This window comes from Moraxella nasovis, assembly GCF_022701215.1.
Lineage (GTDB): Bacteria > Pseudomonadota > Gammaproteobacteria > Pseudomonadales > Moraxellaceae > Moraxella > Moraxella nasovis.
The window spans coordinates 1,463,310-1,481,084 of the sequence record NZ_CP089976.1; the positions used below are offsets into that span (position 1 = coordinate 1,463,310).

At 43.6% G+C, this 17,775-nt stretch carries 12 protein-coding genes; 9 read left to right on the plus strand and 3 right to left on the minus strand.

The genetic code is table 11. The features are described 5' to 3' along the window. The first annotated feature begins 43 nt into the window (after positions 1–43). Positions 44–577, plus strand: a complete 534-nt coding sequence (gloA, locus tag LU293_RS07140; protein WP_242746795.1) for a lactoylglutathione lyase — start codon at positions 44–46, stop codon at positions 575–577. Positions 578–678: 101 nt separating this feature from the next. On the opposite strand, the gene LU293_RS07145 is transcribed toward gloA, so the two are convergent. Continuing rightward, positions 679–1,335, minus strand: coding sequence for a YcxB family protein (locus LU293_RS07145; RefSeq protein ID WP_242746797.1), 657 nt, complete (start codon positions 1,333–1,335; stop codon positions 679–681). Between the two features lie 233 nt (positions 1,336–1,568). Between LU293_RS07145 and serS the strand changes: the two genes are divergently transcribed. The 7 genes from serS to LU293_RS07180 all read left to right on the plus strand — a co-directional run bounded on the left by serS (position 1,569) and on the right by LU293_RS07180 (position 13,238). Beyond that, on the plus strand, positions 1,569–2,828 hold the full coding sequence (gene serS / locus LU293_RS07150; protein WP_242746799.1) for a serine--tRNA ligase: 1,260 nt from the start codon (positions 1,569–1,571) through the stop codon (positions 2,826–2,828). A 37-nt stretch (positions 2,829–2,865) separates the two neighbouring features. After that, on the plus strand, positions 2,866–3,516 hold the full coding sequence (locus tag LU293_RS07155) for an EcsC family protein (protein ID WP_242746803.1): 651 nt from the start codon (positions 2,866–2,868) through the stop codon (positions 3,514–3,516). A gap of 144 nt (positions 3,517–3,660) precedes the next feature. After that, positions 3,661–5,661, plus strand: coding sequence for a transketolase (gene tkt / locus LU293_RS07160; protein ID WP_242746806.1), 2,001 nt, complete (start codon positions 3,661–3,663; stop codon positions 5,659–5,661). A gap of 412 nt (positions 5,662–6,073) precedes the next feature. After that, a complete protein-coding gene (locus LU293_RS07165; RefSeq protein ID WP_242746808.1) occupies positions 6,074–7,246 on the plus strand; it encodes an efflux RND transporter periplasmic adaptor subunit in 1,173 nt (390 codons plus the stop codon). Further along, positions 7,246–10,296, plus strand: a complete 3,051-nt coding sequence (locus tag LU293_RS07170; RefSeq protein ID WP_242746811.1) for an efflux RND transporter permease subunit — start codon at positions 7,246–7,248, stop codon at positions 10,294–10,296. Before LU293_RS07165 ends, LU293_RS07170 begins: the two co-directional genes overlap by 1 nt. Positions 10,297–10,365: 69 nt before the next feature. Further along, positions 10,366–12,192, plus strand: coding sequence for a DEAD/DEAH box helicase (locus tag LU293_RS07175; RefSeq protein WP_242746812.1), 1,827 nt, complete (start codon positions 10,366–10,368; stop codon positions 12,190–12,192). Beyond that, entirely contained in the window at positions 12,186–13,238 is a 1,053-nt protein-coding gene (locus LU293_RS07180) for a type I glyceraldehyde-3-phosphate dehydrogenase (RefSeq protein ID WP_242746814.1), read from the plus strand. The genes LU293_RS07175 and LU293_RS07180 overlap by 7 nt, the downstream gene beginning before the upstream one ends. Positions 13,239–13,379: 141 nt before the next feature. Here LU293_RS07180 and LU293_RS07185 read toward each other — a convergent pair whose 3' ends face one another. Beyond that, positions 13,380–15,098, minus strand: a complete 1,719-nt coding sequence (locus LU293_RS07185) for a proline--tRNA ligase (RefSeq protein WP_242746817.1) — start codon at positions 15,096–15,098, stop codon at positions 13,380–13,382. A gap of 125 nt (positions 15,099–15,223) precedes the next feature. Here LU293_RS07185 and LU293_RS07190 point away from each other — a divergent pair, with 125 nt between their 5' ends. Beyond that, positions 15,224–15,877 carry a DUF4230 domain-containing protein gene (locus LU293_RS07190; RefSeq protein WP_242746819.1) on the plus strand — a complete coding sequence of 218 codons (654 nt, stop codon included), beginning with the start codon at positions 15,224–15,226 and terminating at the stop codon, positions 15,875–15,877. Between the two features lie 4 nt (positions 15,878–15,881). Here LU293_RS07190 and LU293_RS07195 read toward each other — a convergent pair whose 3' ends face one another. Beyond that, positions 15,882–17,618 (minus strand): SulP family inorganic anion transporter, encoded by a 1,737-nt coding sequence (locus tag LU293_RS07195; protein WP_242746821.1) that lies wholly within the window; start codon positions 17,616–17,618, stop codon positions 15,882–15,884. Positions 17,619–17,775 lie beyond the last annotated feature (157 nt).

Genomic DNA, 17,775 nt, shown 5'->3' on the forward strand with positions numbered 1-17,775 from the left:
CTGTGTTATACTTACAGCTATCATTCACTAATTTGGAGTATGTATGACACGCATTTCTCAGCCTGACAACGCCCTAACTGCAAAGGGAGTGTTGGATATTCCTGTTCAAAGCGAAGGCTTTGTATTTAATCACACCATGCTACGCGTTAAAGACCCTGTTAAGTCGCTTGAGTTTTATACAGGTGTGCTTGGCATGACCTTGCTTCGCCACAGTCAATTTCCTGATGCTAAATTTGATTTATACTTCTTGGCAAGACTCACCGAAGAGGAGCGTCATAACCTACCAAACACTAAAGACTTAACTGCCTATGTTTCACGTCAACGCAGTATTCTTGAGCTGACGCATAATTATGGTACAGAAAATGATGATACTGTCAGCTATCATGATGGCAACAGTGAGCCCCGTGGTTTTGGGCATATTTGTTTTAGCGTGCCAGACTTGGCAAAAGCGGTGGCGTGGTTTGATGAAAATAACGTCGTATTCCAAAAGCGTCCTGAAGAAGGCAGTATGAAAGACATCGCCTTTATCAAAGATCCTGACGGTTATTGGATTGAAATTATCGAATTAAAGTATTAGTTGCCATCTTATACCATCTTAGTCTAGATTAAGACAGTTATGGCTTAGCAAAATACCCCAAGTGGCTTAAATTCGCTTGGGGTATTTTATTTCAGATTAGATTAAGGCGTAGTTTGAGTCATAGACTCTAGACCTTTTGGCTTTGTTTGACTAAGGTGTTTTTTGATGGTATCCATTGGAAAGCCTTGAGTATTTAGGCGTTTTGGGATAATTTGGCTGCCCTTTTGACCTTTTAGCTCAAACATCACAAACAAATAATCTGCCGTCTCATCCCAGCTGGTGACAGCATGCCAAGGGATAACTGCTGACTGTGTAGCTGCAGTACGCATTTGCATACCACGCATTTGGGATTGGTTTAGGATATGAGCAGGGGTTGGCATACTCATGATGATGCCATGCGACTGCACGCCAAGACCGACTTGCTCTAGCTCTTTTGGCATGGTAACACTTGCCGTTTGTTTTTCGTATTCACGTCTCATGTACCATTTTAATCCAAGCGTACGAACGACTAAATATAATGCTGCAAGCACAAGCATTAACCAAAAAATAATCGTTGAATAGCCACTGACGAACACTAGGCCAAAAATCGCTGCGACCACCACCACGCCTAAGATTATCCATTCTTTTGTGCGGACAGACTTTAGCCCTGCTTGCTGTGCACCTTTTTCAAACAGTTCTAATTGGGCTGCCTTGAACTCATCTTCGGTTAGGTTTAGCATGACAGGCTTTAGGGTGTACGGATAGAGTGCTTTTGACATAATAATCCAAGAAAATAATCAATGTTAGAAAAGTCTCCCTATATTACCGATTTTGGCACAAAAAATAAACCAAAACTTGCACAAAACGCTCTGCAAATGACATTTTATTCATATTTTATGTAAATTATTTCTGCAAAAACAGCAAAACTTAATATTCATAGCTGAAAAATGTGGCAAAATTTGGTATCATAAACACAAATTTTTAACTAATTAGAACGATTTTAGGAAACGGTATGCTTGACCCAAAATTATTGCGTGGCGATTTACAAGACTTACAAGCACGCCTTGCGACCCGTGGTTACGCACTGGATGTGGCATTTTGGCAGGATTTAGAAGCTCAGCGTAAACAGCTTCAAGTGGAAACTGAAAATCTGCAAGCTCAAAAAAACGCTGGTGCAAAAAAAATCGGCGAGCTAAAACGCCAAGGCGAAAGTGCTGACGAATTGCTTACAGAAATGGAAGCGGTGAGTGAGCAGATGAAGCAAGCAGAAGTTCGATTGCGTGAATTACAAGCCACCATTATGGCACAAAGCCTAGCCATTCCAAATTTGCCTGCTGATGATGTGCCAGTGGGCAATGATGAAGATGATAATGTGGAAGTGCGTAAATGGGGTGCGCCACGCCACTTTGATTTTGAGATTAAGGATCATACTGACATTGGCGAAGGGCTTGGCATGCTTGATTTTGAGATGGCTGCTAAGCTTACAGGTTCTCGCTTTAGCGTGCTTAAAGGTCAGCTTGCTAAGCTAAACCGTGCCTTGATTGCCTTTATGCTTGATACTCATACTAAGGCGGGATTTACCGAAATGTATGTACCTTATATCGTCAATTCAGACAGCTTAAAAGGCACAGGACAGTTGCCAAAGTTTGAAGAAGATTTATTTAAAGTTGGCGATAATTACTATCTAATTCCAACTTCTGAAGTGCCGCTAACCAACACTGTGCGTGATACGATTATTGATGATAAGAGCTTGCCAATCAAGCTTACTGCCCATACGCCGTGCTTTAGAAGTGAAGCGGGGAGTGCAGGGCGAGATACTCGTGGGCTGATTCGCCAGCACCAATTTGAAAAGGTAGAAATGGTGCAAGTGGTTAAAGCCGAAAACTCCATGCAAGCTTTAGACGAGATGACTGCTCAAGCTGAGAGTATCTTGCAGGCATTAGAGTTACCATACCGTGTGGTACAGCTTTGTACAGGGGATATGGGTTTTTCTGCCACCAAAACTTACGATATTGAAGTGTGGCTACCTAGCCAGCAGACGTATCGTGAGATTAGTAGCTGTTCTAACTGCGGTGATTTTCAGGCTCGCCGAATGTCTGCACGCACCAAAAATGGTAAGAAAACCGAGCTTGTGCATACACTAAATGGCTCAGGGCTTGCGGTGGGACGTACCTTACTTGCCATCATGGAAAACCATCAAAACGCTGACGGCACAGTTAATGTACCAAGTGTGTTGCAGCCGTATTTAGGTGGTTTAACGGTGATTGGTTAGGCTTAAGTTGTGATGAATTGCAATCTAGGTGGCAATGATGAGCAGACTAATTAGTGCAGAACTCATGCAAGAAGTGCTAGAGTGGAGCTATGATAAAGCTGTCAATGGCGTGGCAAGTATGGGTTCTGCCAAAGAGCTGGGCGATGATTATCTAAAGCAATCAGGTTCTTTAGAAGACAGAATAAATGCCTTGATACGTTGGCAAAATACGAAAGCGGGCGGTGCAGGATTTTTAAGTGGTATGGGCGGCATGATTACGCTACCTGTAGCACTGCCCATGAATATCGTCTCCACACTGTATGTGCAAATTCGCATGGTAGCGGCAATCGCTCACATGGCAGGCTTTGATATTCATCATGACAAGGTAAAAACGTTGGTTTTTATATGTTTGCTTGGTCAAGGGGTGACTGAATTTATCAAAGACACAAGCGTAACCCTTGCCACAAAAACTGCTCAAAACTACATTGCAAAAAACATCACAACAGAAAGTTTAAAGCAGATTAATAAAGCCGTTGGATTTAGGCTTGTAACTAAAGCAGGCGAGAAAGGCGTGATTAATCTGACTAAGATGGTGCCGATTATAGGTGGCGTGGTTAGTGGTGGGCTAGATGTATTTACCACAAATTTAGTGGGTAATACAGCCAGAGATACTTTTTTAGGTATGTCGCCAGATTTTATTAATATGTAGATTTAAAGTGTATCTTTGATTGATAAGACTTAAATTAGGTGCAGCCTAGCCAGTTTTTTATACATGCCGTAGGACTTGTGAGTGATAGGCTCACGTTTATTGATATTTTTTAACCCAAAATTAAACCCCAAAAAAGGTAGCTTTATGCCAACTCAAATTCAAAATCGTAGAACAGCCAATGCCATTCGTATCCTAGCTATGGATGCGGTGCAAAAAGCCAACTCAGGACACCCAGGTGCACCAATGGGCATGGCAGACATCGCTGATGTATTGTGGCGTGAATTTTTAAAGCATAATCCAAAAAATGCCAAATGGGCAAATAGAGACCGTTTTGTCTTATCAAATGGACATGGTTCTATGCTACTTTATTCATTGTTACATTTGTCAGGCTATGATTTGACGATTGATGACATCAAAAACTTCCGTCAGCTACATGCTAAGACTGCAGGACATCCAGAGTTTGGCTATGCTGATGGCATTGAGACGACGACAGGTCCTTTGGGACAAGGTATCGCCAATGCGGTGGGTTTTGCCTTGGCAGAAAAGACTTTGGCAGGGCAATTTAACAAGCCTGATAATGCTATTATCGATCATTATACTTACTGCTTTTTAGGTGATGGCTGTTTAATGGAGGGTATTAGTCATGAGGCTTGTTCTTTGGCAGGCACGCTAGGGCTTGGCAAGCTTATCGTTTATTATGACGATAATGGCATCTCGATTGATGGCGAGGTAGAAGGGTGGTTTAGTGATGATACCGCCAAACGCTTTGAGAGCTATAACTGGCAAGTGATTAAGGTAGATGGGCATGATCAAAATGCCATTCGCCAAGCCACCAAACAAGCCCAAGCTGAAACTAACAAGCCCACACTTATCATCTGTAAAACAGTCATCGGTCTAGGTTCGCCAAACAAACAAGGCAAAGAAGACTGCCACGGTGCTCCGCTTGGCATGGATGAAATCACCTTGGTGCGTGAGACGCTTGGTTGGGCAAATAGCGAGCCGTTTGTTATTGATGATGAGATTTATCAAGCATGGGATATGACAGCTAAAGGGCAACGTGCTGAAAGTGAGTGGAATGCCAAGTTTGCTGACTATCAGACCAAATACCCAAGTGAAGCAGCAGAATTACAACGTCGTCTAAGCGGCGACTTGCCAAGCGACTTTGAGCAACTAACGAGCGACTTTATTAAAGCTTGTAATGATAAGGGTGAAAGTATCGCCAGTCGTAAAGCCAGTCAAAACACCATCGCAAGTCTTTTACCACATTTACCAGAGGTCCTAGGTGGTAGTGCTGACTTGGCAGGGTCGAATTTAACTCTATGGAATGGAGCTAAAGGCGTACAAGACCATGCAGGCGGTAACTATGTGCATTATGGTGTGCGTGAATTTGCGATGACAGCGATTGCCAACGGCGTAGCATTGCATGGTGGTTTTATTCCTTATACAGCGACATTTTTGATGTTTATGGAATACGCCCGTAATGCGGTGAGAATGTCAGCTTTGATGAAGCAGCGTGTGATTAATGTCTATACGCATGATAGTATTGGGCTTGGTGAAGATGGTCCGACACATCAGCCTGTCGAGCAAGTAGCAAGTCTGCGTTACACGCCAAACCACTTTACATGGCGACCATGTGACACTGTTGAGACGGCGGTGGCATGGAAAATGGCACTAAAAACTAAAAATGCACCAACATCGCTGATTTTATCTCGTCAAAATCTAGCGTTCCAAGCTCGCACTGATGAGCAAATTGCAGACATCGAAAAAGGTGCTTATGTGCTTGCCAAAGAAAAAAGTGAGTTGCAAGCGATTATCATTGCTACAGGTTCTGAAGTAGAGCTTGCGATGACTGCCTATGATGAGCTAAGCCAAGCGGGCGTGGGCGTGCGTGTGGTATCTATGCCTTGTGCTGAGATTTTTATAAAGCAAGATAAAGACTATATTGAAGGTGTGCTACCGCCAAATGTGCGTGCTCGTGTCGCCGTTGAAGCGGGGATTGCTGATTATTGGTATAAGTTTATCGGCTTAGACGGTAAAGTGATTGGCATGACAAGCTTCGGTGAATCTGCTCCTGCCAAAGACTTGTTTAAGCATTTTGGCATCACAAGTGAGGCGGTTATCCAAGCGGTAAATGAGCTGATCTAGTGGGGTGTTGGCACTTTTATAGTACGATACAAAATGTAAATGTCTTAGTGGTAATAAAACATTTATTGAAAAATGGCTAAGTTTGGTTTTTATCGTCAAAATTTTTTGCTGAATATTTTCACATTATTTGCAAAATTTACCACTAAAAAAACGTGTGATGGCTCTTGTTTTTCGTCCGTATTTTTAATTAAAAACAGGCAATATCAACACGCCCTAATCACGTAGTATACAAAACCCACCATCATGTATGGTGGGTTTGTTGCACAATCAGTGCAAGGCATCTATCTTGTGGGTCTATTTCGCTTGGCATCTGCGGTAAGTCTTTTTTTTGTGGGGTGCTTTACAAAAATCTTACATAACCAAATCAACAATAAGGTTACAATAAAAATATTTTGGCAACAGGTGAGGCTTGATGAAAGGGGTAAAAAAACACATCATTTGGGTGGTGGTTGGTGGATTATTACTGCTGATTGGTATTATGATTGGGCGATTAGGAAGTCAGGTAGATGATATCTCTAGCCACACCAAGCAAGATGACATTAGTGCCAAAAATTCTAATTCTGCGGTGATGACGGTGAATGCCTTACGTCCAGAATATCGGCCACTTGATGAATACGTCAGTGCTAGTGGCACCATCACAGGGCGTGATGAGGCGACAGTTGGCACGCGTATTAGTGGCGTGGCGGTGGAACAAGTCATGGTCAAAGAGGGTGATTATGTCAAGGCAGGACAGACGCTTGCTAAGCTTGATGACCATACTTCTGCCCAAAATATCTTATCTGCCAATGCCAACCTTCAAAAAGCCAAAGCTGCCCTTGCTAAAGCCACAAGCGATTTAAGCCGTGTTGAGCCTTTAATTCAAATTGATGCCATCAGTCGTGAGCAGTATGACGGCTATCGCACTGCCAAAACCCAAGCACAGCTGGACGTACAAGCAGCAACCGCTGAAGTGAATCTTGCCAAAAATGCCCAAAATAATAGCCTAGTTGTCGCTCCCATATCAGGTATTATCAGTGAAAAAGCTGCTGAAGTTGGTATGGTTGTAACAGGTGCTCCATTATTTACTATTATCAAAGATGGCGTCTTAGAATGGCAAGCCAATGTGCCTGCAGATAAAGCAAATGAGCTGACCGCTGGGCAATCTGCCACCTTAGATAGACCTAAGGCAGGGCGTCCCATCACAGGGGTGATCGATCGTATCTCTCCTACGGCGAATGATAATCGTGAACTTACGGTTCATGTCACCTTACCTAAGGATAACCGTCTGACAGCAGGAATGTTTGTTTCGGGGAAATTTGCGGCATCACAAAAGACATTACTTGCCATTCCTGCTCGCCTTGTCAGTACCCAAGATGGCTATGATTATGTGTGGGTGCTAGAGCATAAAGCAGATGATTTTTATACCGCTCACAAGACTAGAATTAACATCAGTAGCCGAAGTGGGATATATGTGGCGACAAACCTAGATGCAAATACGTTACTAATCGCCCAAGGCGGTAATTTCTTGCGAGATGGCGATACAGTGCGTGTGGTGGGTGTTTTATCCCAGTCAGCTGAGACATCCGCCATAGATGCGGGGCTGTGATGAATTTTTCTGCTTATTCTATTAAAAATCCACTTGTTGCGATTTTATTATTTACTTTGCTGACGCTTGGCGGCATTCTCGGCTTTAAAAACAGTAAGATTCAGCAATTTCCTGATATTGACTTGCCGGGGGTGATTGTTACCATTCCCATGCCAGGAGCTGCACCTGCTCAGCTAGAAAATGACATTGCCAAAAAAGTAGAAAACAGCTTATCAAAAATTGAGGGGATAAAACACGTCCGCACCACCTTGCAGACAGGAGCGGTAACCATTCATGGTGAATTTGTCCTTGAAAAAGACGTCCAAGAAGCGGTGGATGACGTGCGTTCAGCGGTCAGTGAAGTGCGTGGCGACCTGCCTGCCGCTGCCCAAGAACCGATTATCTCCAAAGTATCCACCGCAGGCTTTCCTGTGGTTAGCTATTCTGTATCTTCAAGCCAAATGGATAATGCCCAACTGTCTTGGTGGGTGGATGATGCCTTATCTAGACGATTGTCAAATCTTGATGGCGTGGGAAAAATTGCTCGCATTGGCGGTATTGAACGCCAAATTATCGTCGCTGCTGATGCTGATAAATTAGGCGGTTGGCAAATGCCAATTACCAGCTTATCTCAGCAAGTATACGCCTTATGGCAGGACGCGTCTGGCGGTGAAGCTAAAGTGGGCGGTCAGACGCAAACCATACGTATTTTAGGGGCGTCTGATAGCATTCATGAACTACAAAACTTACAAATTAGCACACCGCATGGCACAGCAAGACTAGCCGATGTCGCTGATGTGTATGACGGTAAGGCGGACGAGACTAGTACGGCACTTTTAGATAATAAGCCTGTTGTCGCCTTTAACATAACTCGCTCTCGTGGTGCTAGCGAGGTGGCGATGGTGGAGCTTATCGATGCTGAGCTTGATAAAATTACCAAACAAAATCCACACATCACCATTGATAAGATTTACGACCACGCCAAGCCCATCTATGACGATTATAAAGCATCTATGCAGATGCTGATTGAAGGCTGTATCTTGGCAGTGGTGGTTGTATGGTTGTTTTTGCGTAATTGGCGAGCAACCTTCGTGACGGCGATGGCATTGCCTTTATCCATTATCCCGACATTTTTGGCGATGTATTGGTTTAACTTTAGCCTAAATGTCATTTCTCTTCTTGCTTTATCGCTTGTGATTGGGGTGCTTGTTGATGATGCGATTGTGGAAGTAGAAAATATCATTCGCCATCTTAGACTTGGTAAAACGCCTTATGAGGCAGCTATGGAAGCGGCAAACGAGATTGGGCTTGCGGTGATTGCCACAACCTTTACGCTGATTGCTGTGTTCTTGCCAACGGCTTTTATGAATGGCGTTGTGGGGCAGTTTTTCTCACAGTTTGGCTGGACAGCGGCGATAAGCGTTTTTATCTCATTGCTTGTAGCAAGGCTAATCACGCCAATGATGGCAGCTTATATCCTAAAACCTGAGAAAAAAGCAGCAGAAAAACATAGTCAGACAATGACATGGTACATTCGCCTAGTTAAATGGGCATTACGCCATCGTGCAGTGACGCTTGCTGTAACGGTGGTATTATTTATCGGCTCGCTGTCTTTGTCATCATTACTACCGACAGGATTTATTCCTGATAACGACATTAACCAAACACAAGTTACGATTGAGCTTACGCCTGATGCCAGCTTAGATGATACGGTTAAGATTGTTGGCATGGCAAGTGATGTTATCGGGCAGTTAGATGGCGTGGATTCGGTATTTGCGGCTGTGGGTACAGCGGCCGGTGGTATGGATTCACGAAGTGCATCTGCAGGATCGGTTAATATCGCTACGCTTGATGTATCGCTTAATCCTAGGGGTGAGCGTCCATTTAAGTCGGATGTAGAGCATAAAATCAGTACGGCACTACAAAACATCGCAGGTGCAAGATTTAAGGTGGGAATGAGCTCAGGCGGTGAGACTGGTTATTCATTTTCTTTAACCAGTCATGATTGGCAAAGACTGTCCGAGACAGTTCGGGCAGTGGTTAATGAAATTCATGCCATTGATGGGGTAACTATCACAACCAATGAGTCATTACCTAAGCCCCAAATTAACGTTTATCCTGACCGCTTAAGCATGGCAGAAAAAGCAGTAACGACAAAGGATTTAGCAGATACGCTGCGTGTCGCTACCGTTGGTGATTATGAGCAGGCATTACCTAAGTTAAATTTAGACACCCGTCAGATTCCCATCAGTGTGCGACTGCCTGATGAAGATAAGCAAAGCATTGAGACACTTGCCAAGCTATATCTGCCTAGCTCAGGACAGGCAAGCGTCACAGCAGATGATGTGGCACGCTTTGAGTTTGGTGCAGGTGATGCCCAGATTCACCGCTTTGATGAAGAGCGTTCGGTAAAAATTACAGTTGATGGCGATATGCCACTAGGCGAGCTTGTGGCAAGCGTTAAAGCAAGCCCAACTTTGGTCAATCTGCCAAGCAGTATTACGATTATTGAAGAAGGTCAAGCTGAAAGCATGAATGAGCTGTTTGGCGGCTTTGTTTTGGCGATGGGCGTTGGGGTGCTGTGCATTTTTGGGGTGTTAATGCTGCTGTTTCACCGAGTATTGCAACCGTTTACCATCTTGGTGGCATTGCCTTTATCTGTGGGTGGTGCATTTGTCGGACTACTCATAACAGGCAGTAGCCTATCTATGCCATCGATGATTGGCTTTATCATGTTGATGGGGATTGCTACCAAAAATTCCATTTTATTGGTGGATTATGCCATCATCGCCCAAAACGATGGCAAGTCACAGTTTGAGGCGATTATTGATGCGTGTCGCAAAAGAGCAAGACCCATCATGATGACAAGTATTGCTATGGGTGCAGGAATGTTGCCGCTTGTGGCAGGCTTTGGTGATGGCGACCCAACCTTTCGCCGTCCGATGGCAGCAGCAGTGCTTGGCGGTCTTGTAACATCTACTTTCTTAAGTCTTGTCGTTATTCCTGTGGTTTATACCTTGATGGATGATATTAGTCGAAAACTGCGATACAAAAAAGCAACGAGCGTATAAAACTTGGGCGAAAATTGCTAAATTATGCTATGCTAAAGCGTTATTATTTGTGATTTTTTTAGTAAGCTTATGAAACAAGCGACCGCATTAGAGATTTTAAAAACAGGGCAAAATGTCTTTTTGACAGGGCAGGCAGGAGCTGGTAAAACTTATGTGTTGAACCAATATATCCACTACCTAAGAGCAAGGGGGATTGCTGTCGCCATCACCGCCAGCACAGGCATTGCTGCCACGCACATGAACGGTATGACGTTACATGCATGGAGTGGCATGGGCATTAAGGATGCTTTTTCGCCAGATGATTACAGCCGCCTAAAATCTCGTCAAATGGTTGTAGAAAGGATTAAGCAATCAAAGGTGCTAATCGTTGATGAAATTTCCATGTTGCATGCTAAGCAAGTGGATTTGCTTAATGAAATTTTACAAAAAATACGAGATAATGACGCTGCTTTTGGCGGTATTCAGGTGATTTTTTCAGGTGATTTTTTTCAGCTTCCCCCTGTTGGCAAGCGTGGCGAGACCAATAAAGAAAAGTTTGCCTTTATGGCAAAAGCATGGCTAGATGCCAATTTTCAAGTCTGTTATCTTACCGAACAGCACCGCCAAACGGCGTGTGATGAGCATCAGCGATTTGGCATATCGCTTAATGACATTTTAAACCAAATCCGCCGCCAAGACGTTAGCCAAACTGCCATTTATGCTCTAAATACCGCCCAAAATCATGCCATAGACGATGATTGTACAAGGCTTTATACCCATAATGCCAATGTCGATGAGATTAATAAGGCACAGCTTAATAAACTGACAACTAAGGCTCATACATTCACAGCGACAGAGTTTGGCGATAAAGCATTGCTTGAGAATTTAAGAAAAAATGTCCGTGCTGCCGCTGAGCTTGAACTAAAAGTGGGTGCAAAAGTGATGTTCGTCAAAAACAATCCTGATCTAAATGTATCAAATGGCACGATGGGTGAAGTAGTAGACTTTGCCACACTTGGCGAGACTGATGAGAGCGAGCATAATCTATTATCAAAATACCCTGTCGTCCGCCTGCATAATGGGCGTACGGTGATTGCTGAACCTGATGATTGGACCATTGAGAATCCCCAAGGTGAAGTATTGGCAAGCTATACCCAAATACCGCTTTGCTTGGCATGGGCAATCACCATTCATAAATCTCAAGGCATGACCTTAGATGCTGCTAAGATTGACTTATCACGCACCTTTGAGATGGGTCAAGGTTATGTGGCGTTATCCAGACTGCGTTCGCTTGACGGCTTAAAGCTGCTTGGCTTTAATCAAAAAAGCCTGCTGCTAGATGAATGGGTGTTTCGAGTAGATAGACGATTACAAGAGCTGGCACACGAACATGAAATGGCATTTTATTCACTAGATGACGATGTTATTAAGCAAGTGCAAGATGCTTTTGTGGTAGCAAGCGATGGCATCACAAAAAAAGACGTGGTCATCGCTAATGAAAAACGTCTACTAGAACAAAAGCATAACAACGAAAAACGTGCTCAAATCGCCGCTTGTGCCAACCCAAATAAAAAGGCAGTGGGGCAAACGCTACAAGAAACCAAAAAGCTTATCGAATCAGGGCTTAGTATTTTAGATGTGGCACAAAAACGCACCCTTGCTATATCAACGATTATTGGGCATATTAAAGATCTACGTGAGCAAGATAAAGACTTTAACTGCTCACATATTCGCCCAAGCGATAAAACACTGCAAGACGTACAAAAAGCTTATGATGCTTTAGAGGCGGCAGGTGAGTTTGCCGATAAAATAACGCTAAAGCCTATAGTTGATGAGCTTGGGGGTGATTATGATTATAACACAGTGCGATTGGCACTTATTTTTATTGACACAAAGGATAAGGTAGACGGATGTTAACCCCAAAAATCCGCTTAGCGATTAATGGCTTTGGGCGTATCGGACGTAACGTACTGCGTGCCTACCTAAAACACCCCGATAAGTTTTTAGATGTTGAGATTGTCGCCATTAATGACGTGGCAGATGCTAGCACCTTATTGCATTTGTTAAAGTTTGACACCACGCATGGCAGGCTCTCTGCTCTTGGTGTGTCAGCACAGCTTGGCGTGCTTGATGGTCGGACAGCTTTAGAGCTTCATACTAAGTCTATGACAAGCTGTATTTTATTTTTTAATGAGTCAGAGCCTAAGAATCTGGCGTGGCGTGACTTGGCCGTTGATGTTGTGCTTGAATGCACAGGAAAATTTCGCTCGTATCATGAAGCCATGCAGCACCGTCAAGCAGGAGCAAGGCAGGTTATCGTAGGGGCAGCACCTTTTGATGAGATTGATGCCAGCGTGGTCATTGGGGTGAACGACCACTTGCTCACAAGAGATTTGCCCATCATCTCAAGTGTGTCATGCACCACCCAAGCTCTTGTGCCATTATTATCTGTGCTGCATGATAATTTTTGCATTAAAAGTGCCATGATGACCGAGATTCATGCTGTAACCGCTGATCAAAGCGTGCTTGACCAAGCTCATCGTGACTTACGCAGAGCCCGTGCTTGTGGGCAAAATATCATTCCGACAACTTCAAGCAGTATTAATGCCACAGAACGAGTTTTACCTGATATGCAAGGCAAAATTAACGGACATTCTATTCGTGTGCCGACGCTTGATGTGGCAGCGATTGATGTCAATTTTACCTTTATGAAGTCTGCCAGTCTATCCCAATTGCAAGATGTGCTATATCAGGCGAGTATAGGCAAGCTATCAGGTATCATGGGTTATACTGATGAGCCACTTGTTTCTAGTGATTTTATCGGAGATTTACATTCGCTTGTGATAGATGGCACACAGATTATGCAAGCAGGCGAGCAGTTTAAGGTGTTTGCTTGGTATGATAATGAGTGGGGCTATGCCAATCGCTTACTTGATATGTGCCAGATATTGGCAAAACGATAAGCATAAGCTCATTAAAATTATAACGCTTATACGCTAACATCTTGGATTGTGTGCTTTAGACGTTGTTGTTTTATTTTTATTTGGGATAATAAAAAACAGGGAAATCCTCCCTGTTTTTTTTAGTTTTTTGTGCGTTAAGCACTAGCTTAGCTTACTGAGTAAATCATCAAGACTTAACAGTTGTTTTTCGCCTACGTTTCGCTTCACATATTCGTACTCATTATTTGCCAGATTACGCTCAGAAACCACGACACGATGCGGTACACCGATTAGCTCAAGATCGGCAAACTTCACGCCTGGACGTTCATCACGATCATCTAGTATCACGTTTACGCCCTTGTCTTTAAGCAAAGTGTATAATTCTTCAGCTTTAGCTTCTGCTGTGCCATCTTTAGATTTCATAGGAACGATGGCAACGCGAAACGGTGCGATGTTATCGCTTGGATCTGGCGTGTCCGCCCAGATGATACCATTATCATCGTGGCTTTGTTCTATGGCAGCAGCGATGATGCGACTCACCCCAATGCCATAGCACCCCATCATCAAAGTAACAGGTTTGCCTTCTTTGCCAAGCACGGTGCAGTTTAAGGCTTTTGAATATTTATCGCCTAATTGAAAAATATGCCCAACTTCAATGCCACGCTTGATGGCAATCACGCCTTTACCACAAGGGCTTGGATCGCCATCGAGGACGTTACGAATGTCGGCAATCTCATCAATTTGTGCATCACGTTCCCAGTTTACGCCTGTGGTGTGATAATTTACCTTATTTGCACCACTGACAAAGTCAGAAAGTACAGCTGCACTGCGATCGACAATAACAGGCATCGGCAGGTCAAACACGCCGATATAGCCTTTATGCAGTCCTGCTTTAGCGATGGCCTCTTCGCTTGCCATGGTAAGTGGGACTTTCACTTGGGGTAATTTTTCAGCTTTAATTTCGTTTAGGGTGTGATCGCCACGCAGTACTAGGGCGACAAGCGTTGGCTCGTTACTTTCATTTCCCACACCTTCTACAATCAAGGTTTTGACCGTCTGAGCAAGTGGTAAGCCTAGGTGGCTGGCAACTTCTTCACAAGTTGGCATATTTGGTGTGGCAACGTCCACTTTAGCTTGACTTGGGGGCTGGCGAGTATCAAGACATATCGCTTCAGCAAGCTCGACATTTGCCGCAAAATCACTCTCGGTGCTAAAGGCGATATCATCCTCTCCGCTATCGGCAAGTACATGAAACTCATGGCTGGCAAATCCACCAATTGAGCCTGTGTCGGCAAGCACCGCACGGAAATTTAACCCAAGACGACTAAAAATGCGACTGTATGCTTCATACATATCATCATAGGTTTTTGCAAGCGATTGTTTATCAATATGAAAGCTATAAGCGTCTTTCATGGTAAATTCACGAGCTCGCATCACGCCAAAGCGGGGGCGAATCTCATCACGGAATTTGGTTTGTACTTGATAGTAGCAAGTAGGAAGCTGTTTATAGCTTGCCAAATGGTTGCGAGCGATGTCGGTAATGACTTCTTCGTGTGTCGGTCCAAGCACAAAATCACGGTGGTGGCGGTCTTTAAAGCGTAGCAGTTCAGCACCATAATCTTCCCAGCGTCCAGATTCTTGCCAAAGTTCAGCAGGCTGAGTAACAGGCATAAGCAGTTCTTGAGCGTTAATGCGTTCCATTTCTTCACGGACGATTTTCTCCACACGCTTAAGCACACGCAAACCTGATGGCATCCAGACATATAAGCCTGAAGCAAGCTTACGGATTAGCCCTGCTTTAAGCATAAGCTGTGCGGAAACTACATCTGCATCATTTGGGGTTTGGCGTAGGGTGGCAAAAGTAAATTGACTGGCTTTCATAACGACCTTATTATCTAAAAATGAGCTATCTTAAGACAAAATTTGGCAACATTGCAACTAATTTTTTGTCAAATGGGAAAAATAGCAGTATTATAAAATAATCAGCGATTAAAAAGGAAAAATTTATGCAAAAAAACGCCAGTATTTTAAAGATAATGATGGCAGTTCTTCTTAGCTTGCTTGTCATTTGGCTTATTTTTATGATGAAATCCCAACAGCCAAAACCTGCTGTGTCTGCCGTCACTCGTGATGGGGTGGTGACTCAGATTCAAAGTTTATCTCGTCTAGAGTCTGTGGCTTATGGTGTAGATACGATTATCACCGCCCAAAAACAAGGCACATGGCAAAGGCTTTGGCAAGATGAACAAAAAGGGATTTTTGTCGCTCATGGGCGGGTGTTAGCAGGCGTGGATTTGTCTAAAATCACAGCCGATATGGTTCAAGTCAGCTATGACACACAGTCTAATCCTGCTGTTGCACCGCATGCCCATGTCGTGATTACCCTGCCGCCGAGTGAAGTTTTTGAAGTATTTTTAGATGAAATCCAAGTGTATGACTGGCAGACGGGGCTATTTGGTGCGGTGGATAATGATCCAAAATTACTCACCCAAGCCCAAACATCTGCCAAAGCTGAAGTGCTAAATAAAGCTTGTCAAGGCGACATTATGGCTTTAGCTGGTAAAAATGCCAGTGAACAAATGCAAGGGCTGTTTATGCTGACAGGGGCGAGTGTCACCATTAAAGGTGGTGCGATAGGTGCTTGTCAGCTTAGCCGATAACACCCTAAATACAAAAATCATCATAAGCATGAAGGTGCTTGATGGCGTCAGCAGTACTTAAAAATACCTTGCCAGTGAGTTCTTTTATCACAGGTGTCTGGCTGATAATATCCATCACAGGGCCTTTAACGTCTGACAAATGTAGCGATTTATCGTGCTTGCCAAGTTCACAGTTAAGATTGATCAGCATTTCTTGGGCGGTTAGGTCTATGTGATTGACCGCCGACAGCATTAAAATTAAATGCTGATAATCTTGACGCTTTAAGGCTTGATCAATAAACGTGCGTACTGATATGGCGTTACCATAAAATAAGCTTTCATCAATGCGAATGATTAAAATATCGCTGCGTTCAATCACATGATGGCGGCAGATGTTACGAAAATGCTCAGTACAGCCCACTTGCCCCACAATGGCGATGTGGGGTCGGCTGGTGTTCCAAATTAGACCGCCAAACGAGAATAAAATTCCGCTTACTAGCCCAATGTTTAGCCCAAAGGTGAGTACCATGATGAAAGTTACCATAAAGGTGACGGCTTCTAATTGGTCAAATTTTAGGGCGTATTTAAGCGTGTCAATGTCCACCATCTTAATAATGCCACTCATGATAATTGCTCCAAGCACAGCATAGGGTAAAGGAGCGATAACATCATTTAACACAAGCAAACTTGCAATCATAATAGCTACCGTAATAAGGCTGGCAAGCGGTGTTTTTGCCCCTGCTGAGATGTTAATGGCGGTGCGAGAAATGCCACCTGTGATGGCAAAACTTTGGAAAAAAGAGCCTACAAGGTTGGCAAGTCCCAACCCCATCAGTTCTTGATTTGCATTAAAATGCTCGTTACGCTCTCGTGCAAGACTGCTTGCGACAGCATGACTTGAAATAAATGAAATCAAGGCGATGAGTAAAGCAGATGGTAGTAATTGGGCAAGAATGCTTGGCGTCATGATTGGTGTGGTAAATTGTGGTAATCCACTTGGAATCGATCCAGACAGCCGTATACCAAATTGACTAAAATGAAACTGTATGCTGGCTAAAATCACAACCGCAACTAAAATGAGAGGAAAAATGCGACAAATGGCAGTGATTTTGGACTTGGGTAGTGAGAGCATACCAAGCCATTTTGGCAAAGCGAGTCGGTTAATTTCTAGTGATATAAATACCATCACACCGACGATTAAGGTGGGTAAGTGAAAGCTGCTTAAATTTAAGACAAAAGACTGAGCGTAATCTAGGATGCTTTTGCCAACAATAGGAATGCCTGTCAAGTGCTTAAGCTGGCTGATGAAGATGAGAATCGCTGTACCGCTGATAAAGCCTGATGTCACCCCACGACTGATAAATTGAGTAACCCAGCCAAGCCGAAGAATGCTTGCTAATGTCAGAATAATACCCACTAAGAACGCAAGCGTGGTAGCGAGCATGATATATTGTAAGAGCGGTAGATGATGAAATCCAACTAAAGCTTGGGAGGTCATCACTGCTGATACCGATACAGCACCGACAGCATTCACTGAGCTTGAGCCTATCCATGCATAGACCATAACTGGTACGATAGAGGCGTACAAGCCATATACAGGGGGCAGACCTGCCAGTATTGCATAGCCGAGACTTTGGGGGATAACAAGAATACCAACGATTAACCCTGCGATGATGTCGCTTGATAGGTTTGATTTTTGGTAATACTTAATCCAGTCGGGTATCTGCCAAATGGCATTGCTTTTTAAAAGATGATGAAACATTGGTAAGTAATGCCAACTTATTTTGATAAATTAGACCGTGTAAAGTCGCTTGCTTAAAAGATAAATGATAAAAGCGTGGCTAGATAGGTTTTTAGAACATAACTGACTTATATCGCCTAGCATTTTCCCAAATTTTTTATTATTTAACAAGTGGCTA

What these genes read in the sequence shown, in the direction of transcription:
- gloA (WP_242746795.1), top strand. Translation starts at nt 44, where the DNA reads ATGACACGCATTTCTCAGCCTGACAACGCCCTAACTGCAAAGGGAGTG.
- LU293_RS07145 (WP_242746797.1), bottom strand. Translation starts at nt 1,335, where the DNA reads ATGTCAAAAGCACTCTATCCGTACACCCTAAAGCCTGTCATGCTAAAC.
- serS (WP_242746799.1), top strand. Translation starts at nt 1,569, where the DNA reads ATGCTTGACCCAAAATTATTGCGTGGCGATTTACAAGACTTACAAGCA.
- LU293_RS07155 (WP_242746803.1), top strand. Translation starts at nt 2,866, where the DNA reads ATGAGCAGACTAATTAGTGCAGAACTCATGCAAGAAGTGCTAGAGTGG.
- tkt (WP_242746806.1), top strand. Translation starts at nt 3,661, where the DNA reads ATGCCAACTCAAATTCAAAATCGTAGAACAGCCAATGCCATTCGTATC.
- LU293_RS07165 (WP_242746808.1), top strand. Translation starts at nt 6,074, where the DNA reads ATGAAAGGGGTAAAAAAACACATCATTTGGGTGGTGGTTGGTGGATTA.
- LU293_RS07170 (WP_242746811.1), top strand. Translation starts at nt 7,246, where the DNA reads ATGAATTTTTCTGCTTATTCTATTAAAAATCCACTTGTTGCGATTTTA.
- LU293_RS07175 (WP_242746812.1), top strand. Translation starts at nt 10,366, where the DNA reads ATGAAACAAGCGACCGCATTAGAGATTTTAAAAACAGGGCAAAATGTC.
- LU293_RS07180 (WP_242746814.1), top strand. Translation starts at nt 12,186, where the DNA reads ATGTTAACCCCAAAAATCCGCTTAGCGATTAATGGCTTTGGGCGTATC.
- LU293_RS07185 (WP_242746817.1), bottom strand. Translation starts at nt 15,098, where the DNA reads ATGAAAGCCAGTCAATTTACTTTTGCCACCCTACGCCAAACCCCAAAT.
- LU293_RS07190 (WP_242746819.1), top strand. Translation starts at nt 15,224, where the DNA reads ATGCAAAAAAACGCCAGTATTTTAAAGATAATGATGGCAGTTCTTCTT.
- LU293_RS07195 (WP_242746821.1), bottom strand. Translation starts at nt 17,618, where the DNA reads ATGTTTCATCATCTTTTAAAAAGCAATGCCATTTGGCAGATACCCGAC.